The sequence below is a fragment of the Sphingobacterium corticibacter genome, assembly GCF_003076635.1.
GTDB classification, from domain to species: domain Bacteria; phylum Bacteroidota; class Bacteroidia; order Sphingobacteriales; family Sphingobacteriaceae; genus Sphingobacterium; species Sphingobacterium corticibacter.
On record NZ_QDKG01000001.1, the window covers coordinates 798,683 to 825,661 of the forward strand.

Consider the following 26,979-nt stretch of genomic DNA (forward strand, 5'->3'; position numbering starts at 1 on the left):
ATTATTAACCTAAATTATGAAATTATACTACTAAAACGCCGAGCTCTCTCGGATGTTGTGTAAATGTTAGATATTAACATTTCTTTAACAAAGTTCACCTGTCTAGCGATCATCCAAGCGCCTACGGCGCGAATGATAGATTTACTTTTGCATATCCCAATCCTTCCAGCAATGGGCGAAATACATGTAATGCATTTGATTTCGTCTGTTCCAGAATATCCGATTGCCGTACTTCTTTCATGATCTGCGTTTCGGCTGCCTTATAAGCGGCATCTACCAATTGCGCTTCGCGGAAGAAAGCCATCTTCGTATCGTACACACGGGAATTGTCGTGATCAATGCGCACATAGCAAATCTCCGGACGCGGCAACTGTATCGTAAGCGAGTCGCCAATAACTTCAATATCATTCGGTGTGATCCGAGATAAATCCACACAACCAACAGCATCCGCTTTCACGATCAATAATACAGAAGCATCTGGCAGATACGTGCTAATATTTTTATGTTCCACTACATCACTCAATCGATATTTCACCAATTCCAGTTTGCCCATAGCTTCAATACGTTCTACCAGAATCTGATGTCTGGATTCAACATTATCCACTGGGCTAAATCTTTTCCAGATCATCCATCCAGCGAAGCCCAATAGGACGAGAATAAGCAATGTAATAAAGATCTTTCTCATAATAAATAAATACTCAAATAACAGACCAACAATGCACTAAAAGGTTTAATAGCGCGTATTTAACACAAAAAAAGCCTACATCTAATGTAGGCTTTACACACACTGAAACAAAATACCCAGTTTCTAAGGGTAAGTGGTCACGACTTTACTCACTTGCCATCCGTTATCCACACGGCTTAATGTGATATAGTCTACACGGGTGAAGTGACCGAAGTCCATCGTTGCTTTTGCAATGCTGGTATTGCCTACTTCATCCAAAATTTCAAATTTGCTGGTGCAATCGTATTTCAAACCTTTATTCTTTTTCAAGAAGCTCAAATATTCAGAGCGGGTGTTTTTTGTGCGGTTTACATCGTTGACATATTCGAAGTCTTTTGATAGCAAGTGCTCGCTCCATTCGTAATTGCCAGATGAGATCATCTCTACATACGTAGCGACGATACGGTTAGAATTGTAATTCTTTAAAGGATTTACCAGTGGGGCAGCAAAGGAGTTCATACTTAGACTTACCAAGATTGCTGCGATGAGGGTGATGAATATCTTTTTCATATTGTTTGAAGTTATGTTTAATTGTTTCTTCAAAAGTAGCGTACAAATGGCCTCAGCAGAATGGTAATTCGACTAGCACCGTGCTATATTCGGTCAGTTGGGGAGATTTACCGGTAAAAATTTCACCTACTGTTTCGATAGCACTTGGCCGATCTATATGCTTACTTTCATAACTTCAAGACGCGAGGAAAGAACGGAATGTTGCAGCGTTATATGTTAAATATTTTTAACCTTTTTCTTTTCTTGTTGTTTCCGCGAATTCAGCAATTTCCACGATGCGTGGAATGCTCGATTTTGGTGCCATGTGACGTAGCTTTTTGATTCGACGTTTTCTTTTAAAATTGTGAATCAGTTTACTGTCTGAGTACATATTCCAGTTCATCAAGAGAACGCTGCTCAGTACAACACATAAACCAAGAATCTGGAGTCCGGTAACCACATGATCTGTGAAAAAATGGGCTAACAAGAGCGCAACAATAGGATTCACATAGGCATGGGTACTTACCTCGGTAGCAGGCCGGACTTGCAATAGCCAAATGTAAGAGCTGAACGCTAAGATGGATCCCATAATAATAAGGTAAACAATCGCTCCCCAGTATTCAATCGGTACGCTGGCTGCGTCGAACTTTGCGTAATCACCATTCGTAGAACCCACAATGGTAAATACCACACCAGCGGTTAACATTTGCCAAGCAGTTTTGACGCTCACGTGCAAATCTTTTGTTTTTCCAGACTTACTGTCTTCGGCGTTATCATCATCGCTCGGTTTTCTGCTGTATTTACTATACAGTGATCCGATTGTCCATGCGATGGTACCCATAGTCATGACGATCATCGCGATAAGCACCATCGATTGATCGTGTTCATCTCCGTTACTGTTAAATATTTGTTCGGCAAACAGCATCAATACACCAATGAATCCCATCACCAAACCGATTACCGTGGTCGGGCTGGTGAAATTCTCCTTCCATCGTGGTTTGTCCAATACGACAAACCAGATGACGGTAGCAGCAGATATAATAGATACAATCCCGCTAGAGATGAATTGCTCTGACCAGATCACGGCAGCCATATCTAAGAATAGCAATAAGAAACCAACAAATACAGCTTGTTTTACCGCAGTGCGTTCAAAAAGTCGATAACCTTTCAGCTTACAGTATCCCATGAGTAGTGCTCCTGCCGTCAAGAAACGAATAGAGCCAATGACAAAAGGAGGAAAGGCATGCAACGCCTTTTCTATAAAGAAAAAGGTTGATCCCCAGACAATATAGACGACCAGATAAGCAAATATGACTAGCCCAATTGGCGATTGTAGTTGTTTTACCATCACAAAAAATCTAAAATGTTAAGAATTAGGAATAACCAATTTGTGGCTTTCCTTTACTGTCTCCAGTACAATGGTGGTACGAGTCGATATAATACCTTCAATTTGACTCAGGGTATTTCGCATCAGATCTACCAAACCGCCTGAATCGCTGGTGCGCACTTTGATTAAATAACCATCATCGCCGGCAATATCATGTACTTCTAATACTTCGGGAATCTTGGCCAATAAAAGACCGACGCGCTGATCGCCAATGTTGTCGTGTGATTTAATGAAAATGAACGACAGCATTTTTTGATCCAAAGCATCTGGATTAATCTGGGTATGATAATCTAGAATAACACTTTTATGCTCCAGCTTTTTCACGCGCTCCAGAATAGCCGATGGTGCCATGCCCAATTCACGTGCGATATCCGCATTATTGGTGCGTGCATTCTGCTGCATAATCCGAAGGATTTGCAGGTCGACTTGATCCAAATTATATTCCACTTTCTCCATTGTGGCGCAAAAGTAATCATTAAAATGAATATTGTTCGTTAATTTATTGTAAATTATGAATTATATTCATTTGGTTGTGTTAAATTAGAATATAAACCTGTTTGATATCTTTCTTAGAGAATTATGTTCTTATTTTAAGTGGTTGTATATAAGACTATCATTGTAGTATTTAGAAAGAATGAAAATGGTTTTAATTATGTTTGTTAGACCATTCACCCACATGCTATTGTAGAGAGATTTATGAATAAGGAAGTATTGAGGTCGCTTTCCCAAATTTTGCGCGGAGAACTATATTACGATAATGATATTCCTGCCCATCATACGATGAGATTGGCCTACGCCACAGATGCTTCAATCTACCAAGAATTGCCCTTGGCAGTAGCTATTCCGAAAGATGATGTCGACGTGCAGCGATTGATTGAGTTTGCTCGAACAAACCAGACGACGCTGATTCCGCGTACTGCCGGTACTTCCTTGGCTGGCCAGGTAGTTGGAAATGGAATTGTGCTTGATATGTCGCGGTGCTTTAATCGTATTGTCGAATTAAATCAAGAAGAAGGTTGGGTGCGAGTACAACCTGGTGTGATACGCGATGATCTGAATGCATTCCTAAAACCTTTCGGTTGGATGTTTGGTCCGGAAACATCCACCGCAAGTCGTGCGATGATCGGCGGCATGGTGGGCAATAATTCTTCTGGTTTGCATTCTATTGTTTGGGGAGATACGCGTCAAAATTTGCTGTCGGCGATATTATTATTGGACGATGGATCACACATCGAGGTGAAAGCTTTGACGCCTGCGCAATTGCTGCAAAAGTTTCATTTGCAAACGCGTGAAGGCGAAGTCTATCGAAAGTTGAATGATTTGCTAACAGATAAATCCAATCGATCGGCCATAGCGAAGGGCTATCCCAAAAAAACGTTGACCAGACGAAATACGGGTTATGCCCTGGATTTGCTGGCAGACGAGGATCGACCATTTAATCTCTGTCAATTGCTGGCGGGCTCCGAAGGTACACTTGGGATTATACTCGAAGCAAAACTGCAGTTGATGCCGCTGCCTGCAAAGGAAGTTGGCGTTCTGTGTGTGCATTTTGTCGATATGATCTCCTGCATGCATGGCAATGTGGTGGCGTTGCAGCATCAACCGCAAGCTTCTGAATTGATTGATAAATATATTTTAGATTTCACGGTAGGCCATCCAACTTATCAGCACAATCGATTTTTTATATCTGGTGATCCTGCGGCCTTGCTTATTGTTGAGTTTCGTGCCGATACGGTTGAGCAAGTAGTAGCGCAAGCCGAGGCGTTGAAAGCCGATTTGCAATCACAAAATTTAGGCTATGCGTATCCACTAGTGATGGGAGATCAATCTAATTTGGTGTGGGATGTGCGTAAAGCAGGGTTAGGTTTGATTCGTAATTTGCCGGGCGATTCCCAACCGGTAAACTTAATAGAAGATTGTGCTGTCGCACCCGAAGATTTACCGGCTTACGTAGCTGATGTGCAGGCATTGCTGGCCGAAGAAGGTGTGCTTGCATCGTATTATGCGCATGCTGGTGCCGGCGAACTGCATATTGAACCGTTCTTGAATCTCAAATCTCCGGAAGGTGTCAAGCAGTTTCGCAGGATATTGGAAAAGACGACTGATCTGGTCTTAAAATACAATGGTTCATTGAGTGGAGAACATGGTGATGGACGATTGCGCGGAGAATTCATCGGGAAAGTATTGGGCGAAGAGGTGTACGCACTGTTACAGCAAGTGAAACAGATCTTTGATCCGGCAGGTATTTTCAACCGACAAAAGATTGTGGACACGCCACCGATGGATACGGCGCTTCGATATGAGGTGGGAAATCCGCAAGAATTGGTGACCACATACTTTGACTTCACGAAACAAGAAGGTATTCTTCGGCTTGCCGAAAAATGTTCGGGTTCTGGCGATTGCCGCAAAACGGAAATTAGTGGCGGTACGATGTGTCCTTCTTTCATGGCCACGCGTGATGAGAAAGATACCACACGGGCACGAGCTAATGTATTAAGGCAATTTTTGACTTCGTCTACGCAGAAAAATCGTTTTGCACATGAAGAAATCAAAGAGGTGATGGATCTCTGCCTGAGTTGCAAAGCATGCAAAACCGAGTGCCCATCGCAGGTAGATATGGCGAAGATGAAAGCCGAATTTCTGCAGCAGTATTACGATCAATTTGGTCCATCATTTCGTTCGCGTGTAATTGCAAATTTTACGAAGTCACAACAGTTGGCTTCTCTAGTTGCTCCGCTGTATAATGCAGTTGTCCGTTCTCCGATAGCATCTTCTGCTGTAAAGCAGTTATTGGGCTTCGCCCACAAACGTTCTTTGCCAACGGTAGCCAGCACGACTTTGAAGCGTTGGAGTTCGAGGGATAGGAAGTCGCCATCAGCTGTGCGAAAAGTTTATTTATTTTGTGATGAGTTCACGAATTATAACGATGCGGAAATCGGTAAGAAAACCATTCTACTGCTCGAACGCTTAGGTTACGAAGTCATTATTCCCGATCACAAAGAGAGTGGACGTACGTATCTCTCCAAAGGATTTGTCAAGGAAGCAAAAGAACTCGCTCGCTATAATGTCCAGAAACTATCACCATTAGTGAACGATGCCGTACCAATTATAGGCGTTGAGCCCTCGGCTATTTTGACTTTTCGAGATGAGTACTTGGACTTGGCCGATACCGATTGGAAATCAGCGGCACAGCACTTGGCTCGCTATGCGCTAACGATGGAGGAATTCTTGGATCAAGAAATGCTTCGCGGCAATATTGCTCAAAAGGCTTTCATCAGCGATGCAAAAAAAATAAAAATTCATGGTCACTGTTATCAGAAAGCTTTTCAACTGATGCAGCACACAAAGAATGTACTTTCTTTTCCTACTAACTACGTAGTGGAGCTTATTCCATCCGGTTGCTGCGGTATGGCTGGTTCATTTGGTTATGAGAAAGAACATTACGAAGTGTCGATGAACATTGCCGAGTTGGTATTATTGCCTGCGGTGCGTTCGACAGCGACAGAGGACATCATTGTGGCGGCAGGTACATCATGTCGGCATCAGATTGCAGATGGTAGCGATCGACGGGCTTATCATCCGGTGGAGGTACTGTATGATGCATTGGTCTAAAGAAAATGGGTTAAAAATATCATCATCACACATTTCCGACTCAAACTAATTTTTTGCAGATTTGTTAAACGATCAAAACGAAAGGCTATGAATATGAAATATGCTATTATAGGAATGGTGACATTGCTTGGGGCAATGCTAGGTTGTCAATCGCCACAGAAACAGGATAATGGAACTGCGGATTCAAATAATGATCAGCAAATACTAGAAAGTCGTCCATTTGTTAATGATGAGAAAGCAGCTAAGTATAAGTTTTTTCTAAATATTGTTGGCGAAGAGAAGACCGATTCGACGATCATTTACACGGCGAAATCGCTGTTTAAAGAAGATACCGTTGGACTGAAAATCGAAGTGCTGAAAGAGATTGCCGCAGGTGTTACCGCGACGGGCGAGCCAGATCAAGAAAATGGATTCGTACCGGGAGCGATTCGCTTTTCATCGCTCGGAGCAGATTCGGATCACTTTGTGCAAGCTTTACAAGAATTATTTGACTTGAAAGATACCGGAAAGATGACGATGAATACCGTTGCGCCATTGGTGTTTTCTTCTAATAATGAAGCCATTGATTTGAACAAGAATAAACAAGCGACTTACAGCTTTAAACTTTTCTTGGAGAATGACCTAGGTGCCGAGGCAGAAGTATTTGCAGTATTAGATACGTATCGTAAGTCGTTTGAAATCTCCGAAAAAGATAACTCTTTCCGCGCTCAAATTATTGCTGCCTTTGCTGCAAACTAAGAAAATTCCTATTTAGGAAGTGACAAATAATATGAAATTGACGTATGTCAGGTTGTGCCTGATTTTAAGTTTGGTTGCGCTATCATCCAGCCTTATAAACGCGCAGGTGCATCCAACAGCTGATCGCCAAGCCCTAGGCAAGGTGAAAAATCCTGCCTTGCAAGAATTATCAGGTATTGTACCTTCGGTGGCCAATCCAAATTGCTTTTGGGTACACAATGATAGTGGTGACGATGCGCATATCTATTTAATCGATTCTGCAGCAAATCTATTGTGTACTTATACGCTAGAAGGTGTAGTAGCACGCGATTTTGAAGAGGTTGCTTGGATGATGCGCGATGGTAAATACCATTTGGTAGTTGGTGACATTGGCGATAATCGTGCTAAAAGAAAGCAGATCACTTTCCATGAATTCGCAGAGCCCGTTTGGGAAAAAGGAGTGCGTAAGGCGGTGATTGCACACATCAACAGCTTTGAAGCCGTGTATCCAGATGGGCCGAGAGATGCGGAAGCATTTTTCGTAGATCCACTGACCAATCAACTTATCTTAATTACCAAGCGCGACTTCCATGTCCACGTGTATAGCGCCGACTTCGTGCAAAAGCAAACTTCATACTTAGCTGAATCGAGTAAACCATACGTCTTAAAAAGAGAAGCGGAATTACCCTTATTTTTTGTGACGGCTGCTGATATATCGGCCAACGGACAAGATATTTTGGTAAAAAATTTGACCAGTATCTATCATTGGAAACGCAATCCTTCAGAGCCTGTTGTTACCGCGCTGCGCAAATCTCATGTAGAAGTGCCTTACGCGCCCGAGCCGCAAGGCGAAGGAATTGCTTTTGACCGTGATGGACTAAGATTTTATACGATTAGTGAGCGACCATTAGGATTGGAATCGTACCTTTACAGGTATCAATTAGTCAAATAATGAAGCTACCTTTTATGTTGCTGTCTTTCCTGCTGTTGTGTCAGCAGCTGATCGGCGCACAAGTCGATACCGTTGAGGTGTATAGCAATAGCATGCAGAAAAATATCAAGGCAGTCGTCGTACAACCGACGAACAAGCTCAACTCCAAACTGCCAACCCTCTATTTACTACACGGCTTCAGTGGTAAATACCACGATTATATTCAGCGCGTGGCGCAATTACAGGATTTGGTAGATCGCTATCAAATCTTAGTCGTATGTCCCGATGGTGGTTACAGCTCCTGGTATTGGGACATCGACGGGGATAAGGATTTTCAGTACGAGACTTTCGTGTCCAACGAATTGGTAAGCTATATTTCTGCCAATTATCCTGCAAACGAAGAATCACGCTATCGCGCGATTACCGGTTTTAGTATGGGCGGCCATGGCGCGTTATATCTTGCATTGCGACATCAGGATGTATACGGCGCCGTAGGAAGTATTGCCGGCGGTGTGGATATTCGTCCGTTTCCCAATAATTGGGATATGGCAAAGCGACTAGGGAGCTATGTAGAAAACTCCGCATCTTGGCAGTCGCATACCATAATGGAAATGCTGCATTTAGCAGGTGGCAAGCCTTTACCAATTTACATTGATTGCGGCCGCGATGATTTCTTTCACGAGGTCAACTTGCGTCTGCACGAGCGCATGACTTATCTCAACATACCGCACCATTATCAAAGTATGCCAGGCAAGCATGACTGGGCTTATGTTAGCAAATCGCTTGATTATCAATTTGCCTTTTTTCATCAGTTTTTCGTTGACTCAGAAAGATAGAATTCACACTACTAATTATTCATGATGCTTAGGATATTCTTTGCGCTCTGTTCCTTATTGCTATTTACTACCGTTGCTCATGCACAAAACCGGGTCACATTAAGTGGCTTTGTCAAAAATGCACAATCTGGTGAAACGATGATTGGAGCGATGGTTCGATTTCCCGATTTAGATATTTCGGCCAGCACCAATAGTTATGGTTTCTTTTCGGTACAAGTTCCGGCAGGTACACACCAAGTGGAAGTTTCCTATATCGGCTACAACACGATCTTTAATACGATCGAATTGAAGCAAAATGTGCAACGCAGCTTTGAAATCTCCAACGAAAGCAAGGAGATTGAAGAAATCGTGATTTCGGCATCCTCGCGTCCTAATCAAGTGAAAAGTCCGCAAATGGGCGCGCTGAAAATCACGGCAGAAGAAATTAAGAAAGTTCCGGTCATCTTTGGAGAGCCAGACATTCTCAAAACCATTCAACTATTGCCGGGAGTAGCTACAGGCAATGAAGGCTCATCCAACTTCTTTGTGCGTGGCGGTGGTGGCGATCAGAACCTGATCCTGCTAGACGAGGCCATTGTATATAATGCATCGCATTTGCTGGGCTTTTTCTCGACTTTCAATTCGGACGCGATTAAAGACGTCAATTTATTTAAAGGTGGTATTCCTGCGCAATATGGCGGTCGTATTTCGTCGGTGCTCGATATCAATATGTTGGATGGTAACCAAAAGGAATTCGGTGTAGAAGGTGGGATAGGATTAATCGCTTCCCGCGTGAAAATTGATGGGCCGATTGTAAAGGATAAGAGCTCTTTCATGGTGAGCGGCCGTCGTACCTATGCCGATCTTTTTTTAAAATTGTCAAACGATGAGAACGTCAATCAGAGTAAGCTGTATTTCTACGACCTGAATGCGAAGATGAATTATAAGATCAATGATCGCAACACGATTTATCTGTCTGGTTACTTTGGGAAAGATGATTTGGGGTATTCCGATCAGTTTAGTTTTGATTGGGGCAATGCTACCGCTACGTTGCGCTGGAACAGTATCCTGAATGAAAAACTGTTTAGCAATACTTCCTTGATCTATAGTGATTTCACGTATAATGTGCGCGTGAATAGTAATGATAACGATTTTGGCATCGCCTCACAGATCCAAAATTGGAATTTGAAACAAGATTTTACCTATTACGGGTTCAATAATCACTCTATTCGCTTCGGACTGAATGCATTGAACCAAACCATTCGTCCTGCTAGTCTAAGCGCGGCAGAAAATACTTCGGTCAACTCCATAACGGTAGATACGCGGCAGGGATTTGAGTCGGCAATATACGCGTCAGATGAATGGAAAGTATCGGACCGTTTTTCGATGATTTATGGTTTGCGCCTGACGAATTTTATGGTGAGAGGTCCGGGTACGTTCTATGATTTTGATGATGATGGTGAAGCTATTGGTGAGCAGCAATACGGAAGTGAAGTGGTCAAGAACTACCTTAACCTAGAGCCTCGACTATCAATGAGTTACTTACTAAATGGCAACAATAGTATCAAGGCAAGCTATAACCGGATTGTACAACATCTACATCAGTTGACCAATACGACTTCGAGTTTGCCAACGGATCAGTATGTCATTAGCAGTGTGAATATCAAACCGCAAATTGCAGATCAGGTTTCATTGGGTTATTTCCAGAACTTTGCCAATAATGGTTACGAGTTCTCTACCGAGATCTACTACAAGGATATGCGGAATCAGATCGATTTCCGCAATGGTGCCGACTTACAAGCCAATAATCAGTTGGAAGGCGAATTGTTATTTGGCAAGGGAAGATCTTATGGTATTGAATGGCTTTTACGTAAAAATCGAGGCAGGCTAAATGGTTGGGTGAGCTACACTTTGGCGAAAAGTGAGCGTCAATTTGACCAGATCAATGGTGGCGAATGGTTTAATGCGCGACAAGATCGTACGCACGATATCTCCATTGTGGCGATGTACGAATTGTCGAAACGATGGACTGCTGGTGCAACATTTGTGTACAATACAGGTAATGCGATTACATTTCCATCCGGAAAATATCAATTGGATGGTAGCACTCGCTTTTATTATACTGAGCGCAACGGTTATCGTATGCCTGATTATCATCGTTTGGATCTTTCAGTAGTTTACGAACCTACGCCAGAAAAAAAACGCTTTAGTTCTAGTTGGGCTTTTGGCGTATACAATGCTTACAACCGACGCAATGCGTACATCATCGACTTTCGCGAGAATGAGGTAAACCCTAATATCACGGAGGCCTACAAAATAGCCCTATTCGGAGCCATTCCTTCAGTAACTTGGAATTTTAAGTTTTAGAGTCATGAAAAGATTTTTTATACCTGCGATAGTTCTTCTCCTGTGTCAATTGCTGACTTCTTGTGAAGAGATTATAGATATTAATTTAAATGACGCCGATCAGCGGGTAGTGATTGAAGCGAATATTACGAACTTTCCTAATACGCAGGTTATTTATATTTCCCGCACTGTGCCTTTCAATGATGCAAGACCACGCGAGGTAGTTACCGATGCTGAAGTGCAGATTACTGGACCTCGTAATAATACCTTTCAATTCGTTTATTCTGATCAACACCAAGGTTACATCAATCGTGGGTTCACCGCGCGCGAAAATGCCACGTATTCGCTCCGCGTGATAGTAGATGGCGAAGTGTATGAATCTACGGAGACCATGCCTATGCCAGTTCCGGTGGATTCTGTCGGCATGCTACGTGAGAATATATTCAATGATACGTATTATTTTGCAACGCTGCGATTTCAAGACCCTGCAGGTGTCGCCAACTATTACAAGTACAATGTGTCGGTAGATGACAAGCCATTCAAGTTTTTTAGTGTTTTTAATGATAAATTCAATGATGGCTTGTATGTCACGCATCAAATCGGTAGCGTGGATGATGATATCGAAATGACGTCAAAAGTTGTTATTCGTCGGCAGAGTATAAGTGCTGCGGTGTATCGATACTGGAATGAATTTCAATCGACGAATCCTGGATCTGCCGCACCAGCGAATCCGACTTCCAATATTTCAAATGGTGCACTGGGATATTTCAGCGTGAGTAGTGAGACGGTATATGAGTTTGATTTCTCTACTTATCAAGAATTTAGCATTCAAGACACATCAGAGTAGGGCGAACTCATAACCTTTCTTTTGGAGTCGCTCTATCATGCGTGGCAGCGCGTATTGTACGTTATTAAATGATTTTATATTGTCGTGAAACACAATAATACTACCATTTTTCGTGTATTTTACCGCATTTTTTAAGCACTGTTCTGGGGTGATTTTTGGATCGTAATCGCCCGTGAGTACATCCCACATTACGATTTCGTAGTGTTCTCTCAGTACTTTTAGTTGCGATTTTTTTGCGCGGCCGTAGGGCGGGCGAAATAGTTTTGTGTTGATCAGTTGTTGGCACGCTTCTACATTTTGCAGATAAATGTCTTGTGGCGTATCCCAACCTTTTAAATGCTGCATAGTATGATTGCCCACGGCATGTCCTTCGTCTAGCAAGCGGTTCAAGATGGCTGGATTTTTCTGCACATTTTCACCAACACAAAAAAAAGTAGCTTTTACCTGATGGTCTTTCAAGGTGTCTAAAATCCACGGTGTCACATCAGGGATCGGTCCGTCGTCAAATGTCAGGTAGATTTTCTTTTCCTTTCTCGATCTATTCCAAGTGGCCTCTGGGTAGAAGCTTCGTAGTAGAAATGGAGCTTTGACGATGTGCATGTATTGTATACGTTAAAAATTTATCTCAAATTTAAGCATATAATTCGCTATTCGGGGAATGGTGGTTAACCAAAATCTAAAACAAGGTGAAGCGGTTACAGGAATTTTTCAATCTGACATACAGGGAGCGCAATGGTTTTCTCATTTTTACAATATTGATATTGATGATGACACTTGCGCCATTCGTTTGGACTTTTTTTCGCAAACCAGCACCATTGCCAGCTTATTCGGTACAAACATTTGCAGAAGACTCATCAAAATACAACGCGAATCAAACTAGTGTAATTAAACGCCAGAAATATATAGACATAAAACCTTTTGATCCTAACCGATTACCGGCAGAAGAATGGTCAAAATTAGGTTTGTCGGATAAACAGATTGCGGTGATCCATCGCTATGAGGAACGAGGCGGAGTATTTAGAAAGAAAGAAGATGTACAGAAAATGTATGTTATCGATAAGAAACTATATCGACAAATAGCACCTTTTATACGTATTGGGGATGCAAAAACCAAAAGCTTGGAATATGATAAAGAGCAATCTGCTTCATCTATGCTAAGATCAAACCCAAGTGAGTATAGAACTTCTGTAGCACAAACTAGAAAAACTACCGGGCGTATTGATATGAACCGATCCGATACCACGGATTGGAAGAATATACGTGGTATCGGAAGTACGTATGCTTCGCGCATTGTGCGGTATCGAGAATTGTTAGGTGGTTTTCATCAGCCGGAACAATTAAGTGAAGTATACGGATTGCCAAGTGAACAATTGGAAGAATGGTATTCGCAAGTGTACATAAAATCGCCCGTGCTGCGCAAAATTCAAATTAATGATATGAATGCGAATGAATTACAGCGTCATCCTTATATTGCGAAGAAACAAGCTGAACGCATTGTACAATACCGCAATCAGCATGGTAAATTTCGATCAATCGACGATATGCGAAAAATACTGATGCTGGATACAGATTTTTTTACTAAAATTGAACTCTATTTAGATTTCCAACAATAAATGCTCGAAGAAAAACTAAAATCCTTGGTACGTGATGTGCCGAACTTCCCACAACCAGGTATTGTATTTAAAGATATTACCCCGATTCTACAACATGCAGATGTGTGCAGCGAAGTGGTGATCGAATTTGCCGAACGAATCAAACATTTAGAATTTGATGTGATTGCAGGTATAGAGAGCCGCGGCTTTCTGTTTGGTCTAATGCTGGCGAATCATTTGAACAAACCCTTTGTGCCCATTCGTAAGCAAGGAAAATTGCCGCATAAGACCGTTTCCGAATCTTACAAGTTGGAATATGGCCAAGCCACGATTGAGATTCATGAAGATGCTATCGCACCTGGAGCGCGAGTCTTGATTCACGATGATCTTTTGGCCACTGGTGGTACAGTTGTCGCAGCCTCCAAGCTGATCGAAAAAGTGGGTGGGGAAGTGGCTGGTTTTTGTTTTTTAATCAACTTGGCTTTCCTACAAGCCAGTGGACGATTGGATCGTTTTAGCACCAACGTGGTTTCACTGTTATCGTATCATTAACGAAAAAGACCTTCCTTTTTGTGTGAACCCACTAAAAGGAAGGTCTTAGATAAATTGTGCGCTCGCAAATACGTTTATTTCGTGTTGAAATTGCTTACAATCTGATATTTATTCGTGCCCAAAAGCAAAATGTGCTGCTCTTTGAAGATCGAATACTCTTTGCCACGCACGTAAGATAACTGTTCCTTATTTTGGTACAGGAAATTGCTTTCATTCCTGACCACTTTCATCGCCGATAGCTGTCCAGCAGCATCAAAGTCAATAGATAACGATTGAATATCAACCTCGTCGGATTTTGCGGTATAGATAATCTGCTGCGCAGTGCTATCCACCTCGTACATATCCTGATAGGCTGCCTTCGATAGATCGATCGATAAGAAAGCCCCTAACTCCGCTTTCCAATCTTTGATGTGCATGACTTTAGTTTCCTGATCATCATCTTTTCCTACCGTTTTTTGCACGATGGGATTGTTATGCTGCAAGCTGTCTACTTCTTTTTTAAAGAAAGAATGCACCGCATAATATTCAGCAGCATTTTCTGATGCATTTGTAGCATCAGATTCTGCGCAGCTGTTTAGTAGCAGCACGCTGCATAGCAAAGCTATGCTAATGGAAAGCATTGATTTAGTGTTATACCAATACATTGCCAGTCATTTCCTCCGGAATAGGTAAATCCATCAGGCGTAAGACAGTAGGAGCAACATCACCTAGTTTTCCGTCTTTAACCGATTTATAATGTTCGTCAATCACGATACACGGTACCAAATTCGTGGTATGTGCCGTGTTTACAGATCCATCTGCGTTTAGCATGAATTCTGAGTTTCCGTGATCGGCAAGGATGATGAAGGAATAACCATGCGCTAAACCTTTTTCTACGACCTGTTTGGTGCAGGAATCTACTGTTTCTACCGCTTTTACTACGGCATCAAATACGCCAGTATGGCCCACCATATCTGGGTTAGCAAAGTTCAGGCAGATAAAGTCAGGCTGATTTTCGTCCATATCTTTCGTGATCGCTTCAACGATGCCGTATGCGCTCATTTCTGGCTGCAAATCATACGTAGCGACCTTTGGAGAAGGAACTAACAAACGGCTTTCATTCGGGAAAGCATCTTCCTGTCCGCCCGAGAAGAAGAACGTTACGTGTGGATATTTCTCCGTTTCAGCAATACGAACTTGTGTTTTGCCTTCGCCAGCTAATATTTGTCCTAAGGTGTTTGTCAAATTGTCTTTGCGGAATACAACTTCAACACCTTTAAACGTGTCATCGTATGAAGTTAATGTCACGTAATGTAACGGCAATGGCTTCATATTGTACTCTACAAATTCTTCTTGCGTAAGTGCAATGGTGATTTCGCGACCGCGATCGGTACGGAAATTATAGCAGATCACCACATCGCCTGGCTGAATCGTAGTCACCGGTTTGCCATCTAAGCCAGCAACCGCCAGAGGTTCGATAAACTCATCGGTAATTCCTTCTGCATACGATGACTGGATGGAAGCAACGAGGTCATTTGTCAACGTACCTGTTCCATGCACCAATAAATCATACGTTTTCTTGACGCGTTCCCAGCGGTTATCTCTGTCCATCGCATAATAGCGACCAATAGCAGAAGCCAATGTTCCGACAGAGTGTGTTAAATGCTGTTGTAAATCTTGTAAATAGCCTACACCGCCGTTTGGATCTGTATCACGACCATCGGTGAAGGCATGAATAAATACTTGATCGTTGGTCAAACCAGCATGTTTTGCGGCATCGCAAAGACCTTTCAAATGTTCGATATGCGCGTGCACACCACCATCGGAAAGTAAGCCGATGAAATGTACCTTTTTATGATTTGCTTTTGCGGTCTCAAAGGCCTGCTGAATCACAGGGTCGCTGTTGAATTCGCCTTCACGTACGGCTTTGTTAATTCTTCCTAATTCCTGGTATACCACACGACCTGCTCCCAAGTTCATGTGACCCACTTCCGAATTGCCCATCTGTCCGTGCGGCAAGCCCACAGCTTCACCAGAAGCTTCTAGTTTGGAGTGAGGATATGTTGCAAATAGTTGGTCTAAAAAAGGCGTTTTGGAAGCCAAGACCGCATTGGATTCGTCATTTTTACCGTAGCCTAATCCATCTAAGATTAAAAGTGCTACCTTTTTTGTGTTTAAGCTCATTACTACAAATATACTTGTTATGAAAAGAAAACAAGGCAACCAACTTTAAATAGTGACGTCCGATGAGCTTGGCATAAAAATTGATTAATGTTTAAACATAATTTTATCTATCTACTACTATGATTACATTTATTTTCGAGGGATCGGAGGTTGAATGATGTTGTTTAAACCTTTAATGATGCTACCGTTAGCGCTTTTCATGTTGACCGATATCTTAGGCAATGCCGAACAGGATATTTATCAAGGTCTTAAGGACGGGAATGTTAAAAAAATTGCTGCTTATTTTGCAGACAATGTCTCCATTACATTGCGCAACGAAACGGGTTATTACTCGAAATTTCAATCAGAAATGGTGTTAAAAGAATTTTTGAGAAATTATCGTGCGCTGGATGTAAAATCCGTCCCTGTCAAGAATGATAAGCAGAACTATAGAACCTACGAATTTGTAACTTCCTCCAGTACTTTTCGGGTCTTTGTACGCTTTGACATTGAAAGCGACAAAATACGAATAAGCGAATTACGCATTGAATAAGGCAACATTTTTATTGTATTGCTTTCGATTCAGCCAAATTTTTTCCATATTCGCTTAAATTATCAAGGTCATATGGATAGGAATTTTCGGGAACGACTGCATCAGTTTGTAGAGTTAGCGATGGCGGAAGATGTAGGTGAAGGAGATCATACGACACTTTCTACTGTTTCTGTCGATCAATCTGGCGAAGCCAAATTACTGGTAAAGGAGTCGGGTATACTTGCCGGTGTTGAAGTCGGAATCGAAATCATTCAATACATAGACTCAACCGTAGAGGTCGAAAAACTTCTTTCCGACGGAGATCAAGTCTCCATCGGCGATATCGTGCTCTACATGCGCGGAAAGATCCATTCCATTCTTAAAATTGAGAGACTGCTGCTCAATGTGATGCAACGCATGTCTGGTATTGCTACGCGGACGCGAGAATACGTCGATCTTTTGCAGGGGACATCTACTCAGGTATTAGATACACGAAAGACCACACCAGGAATTCGGTTTTTAGAAAAAGATGCTGTACGCATTGGTGGCGGTGCTAATCATCGTTTTGGATTGTACGATATGATTTTGATCAAAGATAATCACGTCGATTACGCAGGTGGTATTACCGCCGCACTGAATAGCGCATTTAGATATCGCGCAGAGCACGCACTCCATATTCCGATAGAAATCGAAGTACGCAACGAGCAGGAATTGAATGAAGTGCTAGATTCTACCGATAAAGTTGACCGAGTGATGTTGGATAATTTTACCCCAGAAGAAACAAAAAAAGCCGTCAACCTAATTGCTGGAAGATTAATCACGGAATCTTCGGGCGGTATCACTTTTGATACCATCAGAGCGTATGCGCTGGCTGGTGTGGATTTTATATCTGTTGGTGCACTAACGCATTCTGTTAAGAGTTTGGATTTAAGTCTGAAAGCCAAATTAATTTAGTAAATTTAGTAGCATGATTTCCCTTTATCTGTCTGGCATCGTCATATTGGCTTATCTCTTTGGTTCTATACCAACTGCGGTATGGTTTGGACAAGCCTTTTACGGAGTAGATGTGCGCGAGTACGGAAGTGGCAACGCAGGTGCTACGAATACCTTTAGGGTATTGGGTGGCAAGGCGGGTTCTGTTGTGATGTTTGTAGATATTTTAAAAGGATGGACCGCTACAAATTTGCCTTATCTGCTGGATTCTTCGGTCATTGGAAATGATAATGCCTCTACCTTTGTGAATTTTCAGCTCGCATTGGGAGTTATTGCTGTTATTGGTCATCTTTTTCCCATTTTTGCAGGATTTCGCGGCGGAAAAGGAGTGGCTACACTTTTTGGAATGGTGCTCGCCATCCACTTATATGCTGCACTGATGTGTGTGAGCGTATTTATCGTAATTCTTTTGCTAACACATTATGTGTCACTTGGTTCGATTATGGCCGGTTTCACCTTTCCCTTTAGTATCGCTTTTATTTTCAAAACCAGTGTCCCGTCGATATTATTGTACGGCATAGCGATTTGTGCGCTGATCTTAGTGACTCATCAGAAGAATATTGAACGGTTGTTAAAGGGGCATGAGTCTAAAATATATTTGTTTCGAAAGAAGTCAAGTTAATTTTAGGCATAGCATTTGTGTTTCTCTACTAAACTACAGAACCCCGTATTTGTTAACGCATTTATTAGTATGAAAAAAATTACAAAGTATATACCATTAGCTTTATTGTCTGCCGTATTAGTCGGTTGTGCCACATCAGCCATTACTGGTCGTAAATATCTAAGATTGGTTGACTCAGAAACTATTAACCAACAAGCCTCTGTTGCCTACAAAGAGTTTTTAGGAAGCAATAGCTCGAAGGTGGTTACCGGTACCGCTCAGGCAACGATGGTGAAAAATGTGGGTAATCGCATTGCGACAGCTACGCAGCAATTCTTAACAGAACGTGGTTTAGCAGACAAATTCAACTTCAACTGGGAATTTAATTTAGTAGAAAGTCCCGATGTGAACGCTTGGTGTATGCCGGGAGGAAAAGTAGCTGTTTATACCGGTATTTTGCCGATAACGGCGACCGAGGCAGGATTGGCAACAGTAATGGGACATGAGATTGCACATGCAATCGAAGAACACTCCGTAGCGCAAATATCTAACCAGATGGCTTTGCAGCTTGGTGGTGCAGTGCTTGGCGGGGCTGCGCAAATCAGCAATAGCAAAAGTGTTGGTATATTTAATCAGGTTTATGGTATCGGTGGTAATATCGGTATGTTGAGCTTTTCTAGACAAGACGAGTTGGCGGCCGATCGTGCAGGAATTATTATCATGGCTTTGGCAGGATATAATCCTAATGAAGCAGTACAATTTTGGAGCAGAATGGCCAACGCTAAGTCTGGTCAATCGCAACCTGAGTTCCTGAGTACACACCCTAGTGATGCAAGACGTATTAGCCAGTTGGAGTCATTAGTTCCGGAGGCGATGAAATACTATAGAAAATAAGTATCAGAGAATCTGATAAGTAGAAGGAAGATCCCTAAAGGATCTTCCTTTTTTTGTAACAAAGAGTTTCAACGTGCTACTAATATAAAAAAAACTAACACCATGGATTTATTAATCAATAATCTGAATAAAACATATGAAAATGGCGTCAAGGCGCTCGATGGTATAAACTTGCATATCAAGCCGGGCATGTTTGGATTACTTGGGCCAAATGGAGCTGGAAAATCTACCTTGATGCGTACCATCGCCACGTTGCAGCGTCCTGATACCGGCGATATTTCATTTGGTGATATTGATGTATTGAAAGATCCCATGCAATTACGTCGTGTACTAGGCTATCTTCCGCAGGAATTTGGCGTTTATCCTAATATGTCGGCCGAAGATCTGTTGGATTACTTTGCACACTTAAAGGGCATTACTGGCCGAGCTGATCGTAGGAAGATCGTGCAAAAAGTGTTGGAGATCACTAACCTATATCAGGTGAAATCCAAAAACGTAAGCGGTTACTCCGGTGGTATGAAACAACGCTTTGGCATTGCACAATTATTGCTCAACGATCCAAAACTAATTATCGTTGATGAGCCAACAGCAGGCTTAGATCCGGCCGAGAGACAACGCTTCCTCAATGTACTGCGCGAGATTGGTACTAGTCATACGGTTATTTTTTCGACGCATATCGTGGATGATGTGCGCGAATTGTGCCACGAACTGGCCATCGTGAATGGCGGAAAAGTGCTATACCGAGGAAGTTCTCAAGCGGGTGAAGACGAATTGCAAGGTAAGATCTGGACAAGTAACATTGATCGAACAGATTTTGATGCGGTCAATAGCCAATACAATGTCATTTCTTCCAGTTATAATCGCGACAATTCGCTCAATATTCGGGTGTTTTCCGAGCAAAATCCAGGGGAACAGTTTGTAGGTGCAAAGCCGATCTTGGAAGACGTATATTTTGTATCATTAAAAGGAGATAACCAACATGTTTAGTACCATATTTAATTTCGAGATCACGCGTTGGTTGCGCAATCCGGTTTTTTACGTGTACTGCGTTTTGTTTTTCGCTATATCGGTATTCTCCACGATGTCTTCCCTAGGTGCGTTCGACGGCGTTACCGTTACGACGTCAAGTCCAACTTATGTCAATTCTCCGATCAATATTGCCGGTTTTCTCAACGCATTTTCTACGTTAGTATATTTTTTGTTGCCTACTATTATTGGAGCGTCGGTTTTCCGGGATTATCAGTATCAGGTGCATCAGGTGATGTTCTCTTATCCACTGACGAAGTCAGCTTATCTGGGAGCCAAGTTCTTGAGTAGCTTACTCATTACCTTGCTAATTCCGGTAGCCTGTATGTTGGGTTTCTTTGTGGGCCAATACATGCCTAATGTAAATAAGGATCTTTTGGGTCCCAATAATATATTGGCTTATCTACAGGCTTTTTCCGTGCTCATCATACCAAACATGGTATTGTTTGGCTTGATGGTATTCGCTGTCGTTAATTACTCGCGAAATATTTACGTCGGATTTATCTTTGTCCTGCTACTTTTTGTATTGCAAACGGTACTAGACAACATGACTCGGAATATGGATAATCTGTATACCGTAGCATTACTGGATCCATTTGGTTTTAATCCAATCAGTTACTATTCTAAGTATTGGAGTGTCGAGGAACAGAATACCCGTTTTCTACCGATATCTGGCGTACTGCTATACAATCGATTGATTTGGCTTGGCGTAGCTGCTGTCATTGGCACAATAGTCTACCGTGCATTTAACTTCTCACATCTCGGTCATCAGATTACGAGACGTAAGGATGGCACGCGCATGGTCAAGGAAAACTTTGGCAGCGTCATGAGGATCGATTTACCAAAAGTGGGTTTATTTTATGGTTTTTGGAGTCGATTAGCAGTAGCATTCCGCTTATCGTGGTACGATCTGAAGGCAATTGTGCGCAATTGGACTTTCATCGTTATCATGGTGATTGCTGTACTGATGGTGCTAATTGTAACTGAATCTGTGGGCAGTTTGATGGGGACAGAAACGTATCCGGTGACTTGGAAGTTGCTTTCCACGATCGGGTCGGTATATAGCTTCTTTATTGTTATTCTGGTTTTCCTTTTTGCGGGGATCTTGATTCAGCGCGCGCGCATGGCCAAAATGGATCTTTTGGTAGATTCAACAGCTATTCCGAATTGGGCACTGTTCCTCTCCAAGGCACTTGCTTTAGTACAGATGACCATGTTGATTCTATTTATCAGTATGCTGACGGGTATCGGATATCAAGCGTATCAGGGATTTTATCATTTTGAGGTCGGCCATTATCTGATGGAACTTTTTGTGTTGGATCTTCCAAAATACATGGTTTACATACTCTTTGCGCTCTTTATACATTCGTTTTTCAAGAATTATTTTGTCGGATTCATAGTGTGTCTGATCCTATTCATAGGTCTTCCCTTTCTTTCTAAAATCGGGATTGAGCAAGCTATTTTTAAATTCAATATAGCGCCGAGCTATGAGTATTCAGATATGAATGGCTACGGTAGCTTACGGGAATACTTCTACTACCGCTTGTATTGGTTTCTGTTTGCAGTAATGTTGGCCGGTCTTGCGTTGCTGTTTTGGCGTCGCGGACTGATGGGCAATCTAAAAGGACGACTCAACACATTGCGGCAGCGCGCCACAGCAAGCCTGATCATGCCTACGGCATTAGCGGCCATGGCATTTCTGGGTTTGGGATATGCGATCTACTACCACAATAATGTGGCGAATCCTTACATTTCCGATCAAGACAGAGAAAAAACATCCGTAAATATCGAGAAGACTTATGGGCACTATGCCGATAAGGCTGCACCGCGGCTGATTGACGTAAAGTTAGATATGGCGATCTTTCCCGAAGAACGTGATTATACCGCGGCTATCCGTATGCGTTATGTGAATAAGACCAATGAAGCTATTGATACGCTTTTTATGTCGCACAGCGACAATATTATTTCGGAAAGTTTTTCTATTGAAAACAGTACGGTGATCAACGATACAATCGCCGACATTCGTATTTATGCGTTAGCACGACCATTGCAGCCATTGGATACAATGGAGATGGAATTCTCATTTGCCAATGAGCCGAACACATTTTTAAAAGATAAATCACCCATCTTGTCCAACGGAACATTTTTGAATAGTAGTATGTTTCCCACATTCGCCTATGATCCAAGAATGGAACTTACCGACAACAAAGTGAGAGCGAAGTACGGACTGCCGCCTAAAGATCGCATGCCTGATCCAACGGATGAAGCAGCATTGGGTAATAATTATATCTCACACGACGCCGATTGGATCGATTTCGAGGCGACGGTGAGCACCTCGCCCGATCAGATTGCCATCGCACCAGGTTATTTGCAAAAAGAATGGATCGGAGAAGATGGTAGACGGTATTTCCACTATCAGATGGATAATAAAATGTTGAATTTTTATTCGATCATCTCTGCTCGTTTTGAGGTCATGCGTGATTCATTGAATGATGTGAATTTGGAGATCTATTATCACCGAGATCATACCTACAATCTCGCACGGATGATGGCTTCGATGAAGAAATCGCTGGAATATTACGAAGCCAACTTTAGTCCATATCAGTTTACACAATTGCGTGTGATCGAGTTTCCAAAAACACATGGCACATTCGCGCAAGCATTTGCCAATACAGTGCCATTTTCGGAAGCGATCGGTTTTATTGCCAAGGTAGATGAAGATAATCCGAATGGGATCGATTATCCGTATAGCGTCATTGCACATGAATTTGCACACCAATGGTGGGCGCATCAAGTCATCGGTGCGGGTGTAAAAGGTGCGACCATGATGTCGGAGTCATTGGCAGAATACAGTTCGCTGAAAGTGTTGGAAGAAACGTATGGTAAGCATCAAATGCGCCGTTTTCTAAAAGAAGCGTTGGATAATTACTTGCGCGGTCGCGCAACAGAGCAACTGGGCGAAAATCCATTGATGTTCAACGAAAATCAGGCTTATATTCACTATAATAAAGGTTCCCTAGCGATGTATGCCCTAAGTGATCTCATGGGCGAGAAGGCCTTTAATGCGCTATTGAGTGATTACATTGATGCCGTGGCATTTCAATATCCACCGTATACCACCTCGTTAGAATTTGTGGATCTGCTGAAAGAACGCGTACCTGATTCGCTACAATATGCCGTACGAGATATGTATGAAACAATCACCTTGTACGATAATAAGATTACTAATATAAGTTCTAAGGAATTGGCCAATGGAAAATATGAGGTCGATATAGCATTTCAAGTATCGAAATATCGTACCGATGCAAAGGGTAAAAAAAGCTTTGAAGACGCTGCGGGCACGGGCATAAAAACCAAAGTAGATGGTGCCGAAGTGAAGTCTCTGCCGCTATTGGATTATGTCGATATTGCCGTCTTCGGAGAGCCCAAAAAAGCCGGTAAGCACGATGTGGAGAATCCAATCTATATGAAACGGATCAGGATCGATCAGATCAATAATGAGATGCAAATCATAGTAGATAGCAAGCCGCTAGAAGTAGGCGTAGATCCGAATAATAAATTGATTGATACCGATTCTAATGATAATCGGAAGAAGATATAGTTTAATTTTATCTGTTGTTAAGACCTCGATGGCCAAAGGCCACGAGGTCTTTTTTTATGCATTAGGTTTTTCGGTAGATTTTCGAGCATCCATAGGTATGCGCATAACGAATATATTATGCAGCGAGCCATTGTCTTGATAAAGCAGTTCGCCACTATGTAGATTCGTGAAGGAATACGCCAGTGCCAAGCCCAATCCAGAGCCAGCGACCTGATAATGTTGGCTCGAGCGGTGAAATGGCTTAAAGATTTCGGATACATCCGCGCTTTGGAGCTTAATCCCATCATTCTCTATGGTACAAGCAAACGTCCCGGTATGAGGCTCTTCTTGTAAAGTTATGATGATTAGATTGTCGGCGTACTTCACCGCATTAGACATAAGATTGTTGACGATTTTATAGATAACTTCTACATCAATAAAGGCTTCTAACGATTCTTGCAGATGCAGCGTGACTTCCAAGGATCTATTTTCGATAATAGGCTCAAATTCTTGTACGCACAATCTTATGAGTGGGGCGATAGGTTGTTTTTTCAGGTGCAATGAGACTTCGTCACTCTCTACTTTACGGAAATCGAGTAATTGCTCGGTTAGAGAGATTAATCTATCTGTGTTGATCTGAATGGTATTTAGCCATTTGTTCGTTTTTTCATCATGAGGTAGCGTCGTGATTTTTTCTAATGGTGCTTTAATTAGCGTTAGCGGTGTTTTGATTTCGTGCGTAACGCGCATAAAAAAGTCCATTTTTGCTCGGTATAGTTCACGCTCTTTATGCGTTTTGATCGTCTGCAATCGGTGTCTGTTTTTCTCTCGTACATCGCGGTCGTAAAAGTAAATAGCTAAACTAATAACGCTAAGGATAAACACGCCATAAAACACGAAGGCGGGTATACTTGCCCAAAAAGGTGGTCTGATGGTGATTTGCAGTTGTTTTTCTTTGGAAATTGGCAAGCCGTTGGCATCACACGCTAATACCTGAAAGGTATACCGACCGGGCGGAATTTTGGTGAAGTTGGCTTTATTATTTTTCCGTAAAAAAGTCCAAGCCGAATCTAGCCCAAGTAATCGATAACGATAGGACGTAGATTGTGCAGATACATAATTGAGTGCAGCAAAATCAATGCTGATGGTGGATTCGTCATGATCTAAAGTAATCGCGTCGGTGTAGGTAATTGATCTAGTGAGATCACCTGGTGCACCACCAATAATGAGCTCGCGCTGATGAGATTGTATGCCCGTGATATAAATCGGGGTCACCATATTAGTGCGATACAACGCGCTTAAGCCTTGGGGATTGAAGCGAATCATGCCTTTAGTAGATCCAAAGTAAAGAAATCCCTGTGAGTCTTTGTAAGCAGAATTGTAATTGAATTGTAGATCTAAAATGCCCAATTCGGTATCAAAGGTTTCTATGCCGCGCTTGTTATACTCCATTTTTACCAAGCCTTGTGAGGTACTGATCCACATATTGTGCAGCACATCTTGCTCAAAACCTAAAATCATATTGCTTGGAAGGCCATTTCTGGTGGTGATGCGCTCAAAATTATTTTCTTTTTCGCGCCAAAGTGCGATGCCGCTTTCGGTAGCGATCCAGATCTGTCCTGCATGATCTTGAAATACGCGATTAGCCCGGTTGCTGTTCAGTGAATTCTTGTCTTTTGGATCGTGCCAGTAACGTTCCATTTTGCCCTTCGCTCGATCCAGTTTGATAATACCGTTTCGCCAGGTCGTGAGCCAAAGAAATCCCTGTTTGTCTTCAAAAATGGATGTGTAAAATACATGCTTGGGCGCATGTTGGACGTACTCAATACGGTCTGTTCCCGGCGTGAAGTTATACAAACCTTTGGAAGTGGCTAACAGCACGTGTTCATCTCGCGTTCGATAAATGGAATACACAAAATCATCACCTAAAGCACCTTGAGTAGATGCTACCGTGAACGATTTGATAACACGCTTGCTGCGAACATCGACCACATCCATGCCTTTATAAAAAGTACCGACTAACAAACTATCACCAACCAAGGCCAAACCATGCACGTTGCTATGCGAAAGCCCAGAAGAAGGACCTAAGGTTTGGAAAACATTGCTTTTGGGAGACCAACAGGTCAAACCTTCATCTTCTGTTCCGATCCAGATATTATGGTATCGATCTTCTACGACCTCTCTGGTGGCGTGTCCTTGGATCGAGTTCGTCGAATAGCGCGGAAATATTTTCTCGAAAAAATTGTGTTGCCGGTGGTAGTAATTCAATCCGCCGAAGAACGTACCAATCCAGACGCCCTGTTGGTGATCCTTCGTGATGGTGTACAAAGCATTATCGCTCAGACTCCAAGGGTTGTCTTTTTCGTGTCTTTGGATGGAATAGGTATCTTTTTGTTTATCGTAAATTACTAATCCCATCTCGGTAGCGATCCATAGCTGATCCTGATCGACTTCGATAATATCTCTGACGAAAAGCGGCGTATTAGTCTGTATGTTCGGGATTACATGCGTTGTCTTTTGATTTGCCGACGACCAACGATAGACACCACTTTTGGATGTGCCTACCCAGATGTCGTTTTCATCATCTACGAATAGCTTTTCGATGCGGTTGTTCCAATTTTGGTTAGTTTCCAACGCGTATCGTTTCTTACTTTGTAGCGATACGATGTTTGCGTCAGCGCCATACCATATTTTATTGAGTCGATCTATGCAAAAATGCGAGATATGATCCTGTATATGACTTACCTTACACGTTAGCTTTCGTTGTTTTACACTATAATGAAACAATTCATTGTTGGCGATAAACCACATATCACCAATGCGATCTTTCTGAATTTGTATGATCTCTTTGGTCAGTGTTTCAGACAATAAAGAAAAGGTTTGCCGATAGGGGTCGAAAATATACAAACCTTGATCGGTACCTACCCAGATTTCTTTATTATCAGCTACACAAAGACTATGGATAAAATTGCTACCTAAGCCTGTATCGCTGTTGGGATTGGCAAAATAGGTTTTGAAATTATAACCATCAAAACGATTTAGCCCATGCCGCGTGCCAAGCCAAAGAAATCCATCCTGATCCTGCGCACTGCATAGTACAGCATTGTTAGAGAGCCCATTGGCAACCTGAAAATTGTTGAAATAAATCTGAGCAATAGCAGCACTTGTATTCACAAAAAAGGTGAGCAAGGTAATACAC

Annotated in this window: 22 protein-coding genes; 14 read left to right on the plus strand and 8 right to left on the minus strand. The window is 42.2% G+C overall.

Annotation, left to right across the window (positions count from 1 at the left end):
• Positions 1-121: 121 nt before the first annotated feature.
• From DC487_RS03405 to DC487_RS03420, 4 genes are all read right to left on the minus strand, one after another.
• Positions 122-685 carry a DUF4230 domain-containing protein gene (locus DC487_RS03405; protein ID WP_116774527.1) on the minus strand — a complete coding sequence of 188 codons (564 nt, stop codon included), beginning with the start codon at positions 683-685 and terminating at the stop codon, positions 122-124.
• A 123-nt stretch (positions 686-808) separates the two neighbouring features.
• Entirely contained in the window at positions 809-1,234 is a 426-nt protein-coding gene (locus DC487_RS03410; protein WP_116774528.1) for a nuclear transport factor 2 family protein, read from the minus strand.
• A gap of 226 nt (positions 1,235-1,460) precedes the next feature.
• A complete protein-coding gene (locus DC487_RS03415; protein WP_116774529.1) occupies positions 1,461-2,561 on the minus strand; it encodes an EamA family transporter in 1,101 nt (366 codons plus the stop codon).
• A gap of 18 nt (positions 2,562-2,579) precedes the next feature.
• Complete coding sequence (locus tag DC487_RS03420) at positions 2,580-3,056, minus strand: Lrp/AsnC family transcriptional regulator (protein WP_116774530.1); 477 nt, start codon at positions 3,054-3,056, stop codon at positions 2,580-2,582.
• A gap of 240 nt (positions 3,057-3,296) precedes the next feature.
• On the opposite strand from DC487_RS03420, the gene DC487_RS03425 reads away from it, so the two are divergent.
• From DC487_RS03425 to DC487_RS03450, 6 genes are all read left to right on the plus strand, one after another.
• A complete protein-coding gene (locus DC487_RS03425; RefSeq protein ID WP_116774531.1) occupies positions 3,297-6,212 on the plus strand; it encodes an FAD-binding and (Fe-S)-binding domain-containing protein in 2,916 nt (971 codons plus the stop codon).
• Between the two features lie 87 nt (positions 6,213-6,299).
• Complete coding sequence (locus DC487_RS03430) at positions 6,300-6,950, plus strand: hypothetical protein (protein ID WP_116774532.1); 651 nt, start codon at positions 6,300-6,302, stop codon at positions 6,948-6,950.
• Positions 6,951-6,981: 31 nt separating this feature from the next.
• Positions 6,982-7,881, plus strand: a complete 900-nt coding sequence (locus DC487_RS03435; protein ID WP_133228340.1) for a hypothetical protein — start codon at positions 6,982-6,984, stop codon at positions 7,879-7,881.
• Positions 7,881-8,696 carry an alpha/beta hydrolase gene (locus tag DC487_RS03440; protein WP_116774534.1) on the plus strand — a complete coding sequence of 272 codons (816 nt, stop codon included), beginning with the start codon at positions 7,881-7,883 and terminating at the stop codon, positions 8,694-8,696. The genes DC487_RS03435 and DC487_RS03440 overlap by 1 nt, the downstream gene beginning before the upstream one ends.
• Positions 8,697-8,717: 21 nt before the next feature.
• The gene (locus DC487_RS03445; protein ID WP_317046319.1) at positions 8,718-11,042 is read left to right on the plus strand and encodes a TonB-dependent receptor; all 2,325 of its coding nucleotides are present in this window, start codon (positions 8,718-8,720) and stop codon (positions 11,040-11,042) included.
• Positions 11,043-11,046: 4 nt separating this feature from the next.
• The gene (locus DC487_RS03450; RefSeq protein WP_116774535.1) at positions 11,047-11,868 is read left to right on the plus strand and encodes a DUF4249 domain-containing protein; all 822 of its coding nucleotides are present in this window, start codon (positions 11,047-11,049) and stop codon (positions 11,866-11,868) included.
• Here the strand turns inward: DC487_RS03450 and DC487_RS03455 are convergent.
• Positions 11,860-12,468, minus strand: a complete 609-nt coding sequence (locus DC487_RS03455; RefSeq protein ID WP_116774536.1) for a polysaccharide deacetylase family protein — start codon at positions 12,466-12,468, stop codon at positions 11,860-11,862. The two genes, DC487_RS03450 and DC487_RS03455, sit on opposite strands and share 9 nt — an antisense overlap.
• Before the next feature lie 164 nt (positions 12,469-12,632).
• On the opposite strand from DC487_RS03455, the gene DC487_RS03460 reads away from it, so the two are divergent.
• A complete protein-coding gene (locus DC487_RS03460; RefSeq protein WP_116774537.1) occupies positions 12,633-13,481 on the plus strand; it encodes a ComEA family DNA-binding protein in 849 nt (282 codons plus the stop codon).
• Positions 13,482-14,012 carry an adenine phosphoribosyltransferase gene (locus DC487_RS03465; protein ID WP_116774538.1) on the plus strand — a complete coding sequence of 177 codons (531 nt, stop codon included), beginning with the start codon at positions 13,482-13,484 and terminating at the stop codon, positions 14,010-14,012.
• A gap of 74 nt (positions 14,013-14,086) precedes the next feature.
• Here DC487_RS03465 and DC487_RS03470 read toward each other — a convergent pair whose 3' ends face one another.
• Both DC487_RS03470 and gpmI read right to left on the minus strand, forming a co-directional pair.
• Positions 14,087-14,599 (minus strand): hypothetical protein, encoded by a 513-nt coding sequence (locus DC487_RS03470; protein WP_133228344.1) that lies wholly within the window; start codon positions 14,597-14,599, stop codon positions 14,087-14,089.
• A 43-nt stretch (positions 14,600-14,642) separates the two neighbouring features.
• On the minus strand, positions 14,643-16,175 hold the full coding sequence (gene gpmI / locus DC487_RS03475; protein WP_116774540.1) for a 2,3-bisphosphoglycerate-independent phosphoglycerate mutase: 1,533 nt from the start codon (positions 16,173-16,175) through the stop codon (positions 14,643-14,645).
• Between the two features lie 175 nt (positions 16,176-16,350).
• On the opposite strand from gpmI, the gene DC487_RS03480 reads away from it, so the two are divergent.
• The 6 genes from DC487_RS03480 to DC487_RS03505 all read left to right on the plus strand — a co-directional run bounded on the left by DC487_RS03480 (position 16,351) and on the right by DC487_RS03505 (position 23,801).
• On the plus strand, positions 16,351-16,707 hold the full coding sequence (locus DC487_RS03480) for a DUF4783 domain-containing protein (RefSeq protein WP_165799007.1): 357 nt from the start codon (positions 16,351-16,353) through the stop codon (positions 16,705-16,707).
• A 72-nt stretch (positions 16,708-16,779) separates the two neighbouring features.
• Positions 16,780-17,640 carry a carboxylating nicotinate-nucleotide diphosphorylase gene (nadC, locus tag DC487_RS03485; protein WP_116774542.1) on the plus strand — a complete coding sequence of 287 codons (861 nt, stop codon included), beginning with the start codon at positions 16,780-16,782 and terminating at the stop codon, positions 17,638-17,640.
• A 13-nt stretch (positions 17,641-17,653) separates the two neighbouring features.
• Positions 17,654-18,301 carry a glycerol-3-phosphate 1-O-acyltransferase PlsY gene (gene plsY, locus DC487_RS03490; protein ID WP_116774543.1) on the plus strand — a complete coding sequence of 216 codons (648 nt, stop codon included), beginning with the start codon at positions 17,654-17,656 and terminating at the stop codon, positions 18,299-18,301.
• Positions 18,302-18,370: 69 nt separating this feature from the next.
• Positions 18,371-19,174 (plus strand): M48 family metallopeptidase, encoded by an 804-nt coding sequence (locus DC487_RS03495; protein WP_116774544.1) that lies wholly within the window; start codon positions 18,371-18,373, stop codon positions 19,172-19,174.
• Positions 19,175-19,276: 102 nt separating this feature from the next.
• Positions 19,277-20,161 carry an ABC transporter ATP-binding protein gene (locus tag DC487_RS03500; protein ID WP_116774545.1) on the plus strand — a complete coding sequence of 295 codons (885 nt, stop codon included), beginning with the start codon at positions 19,277-19,279 and terminating at the stop codon, positions 20,159-20,161.
• Complete coding sequence (locus DC487_RS03505) at positions 20,154-23,801, plus strand: ABC transporter permease/M1 family aminopeptidase (RefSeq protein ID WP_116774546.1); 3,648 nt, start codon at positions 20,154-20,156, stop codon at positions 23,799-23,801. Before DC487_RS03500 ends, DC487_RS03505 begins: the two co-directional genes overlap by 8 nt.
• 54 nt (positions 23,802-23,855) lie before the next feature.
• Here DC487_RS03505 and DC487_RS03510 read toward each other — a convergent pair whose 3' ends face one another.
• Positions 23,856-26,954 (minus strand): ligand-binding sensor domain-containing protein, encoded by a 3,099-nt coding sequence (locus tag DC487_RS03510; protein ID WP_165799008.1) that lies wholly within the window; start codon positions 26,952-26,954, stop codon positions 23,856-23,858.
• Between the last annotated feature and the right edge of the window lie 25 nt (positions 26,955-26,979).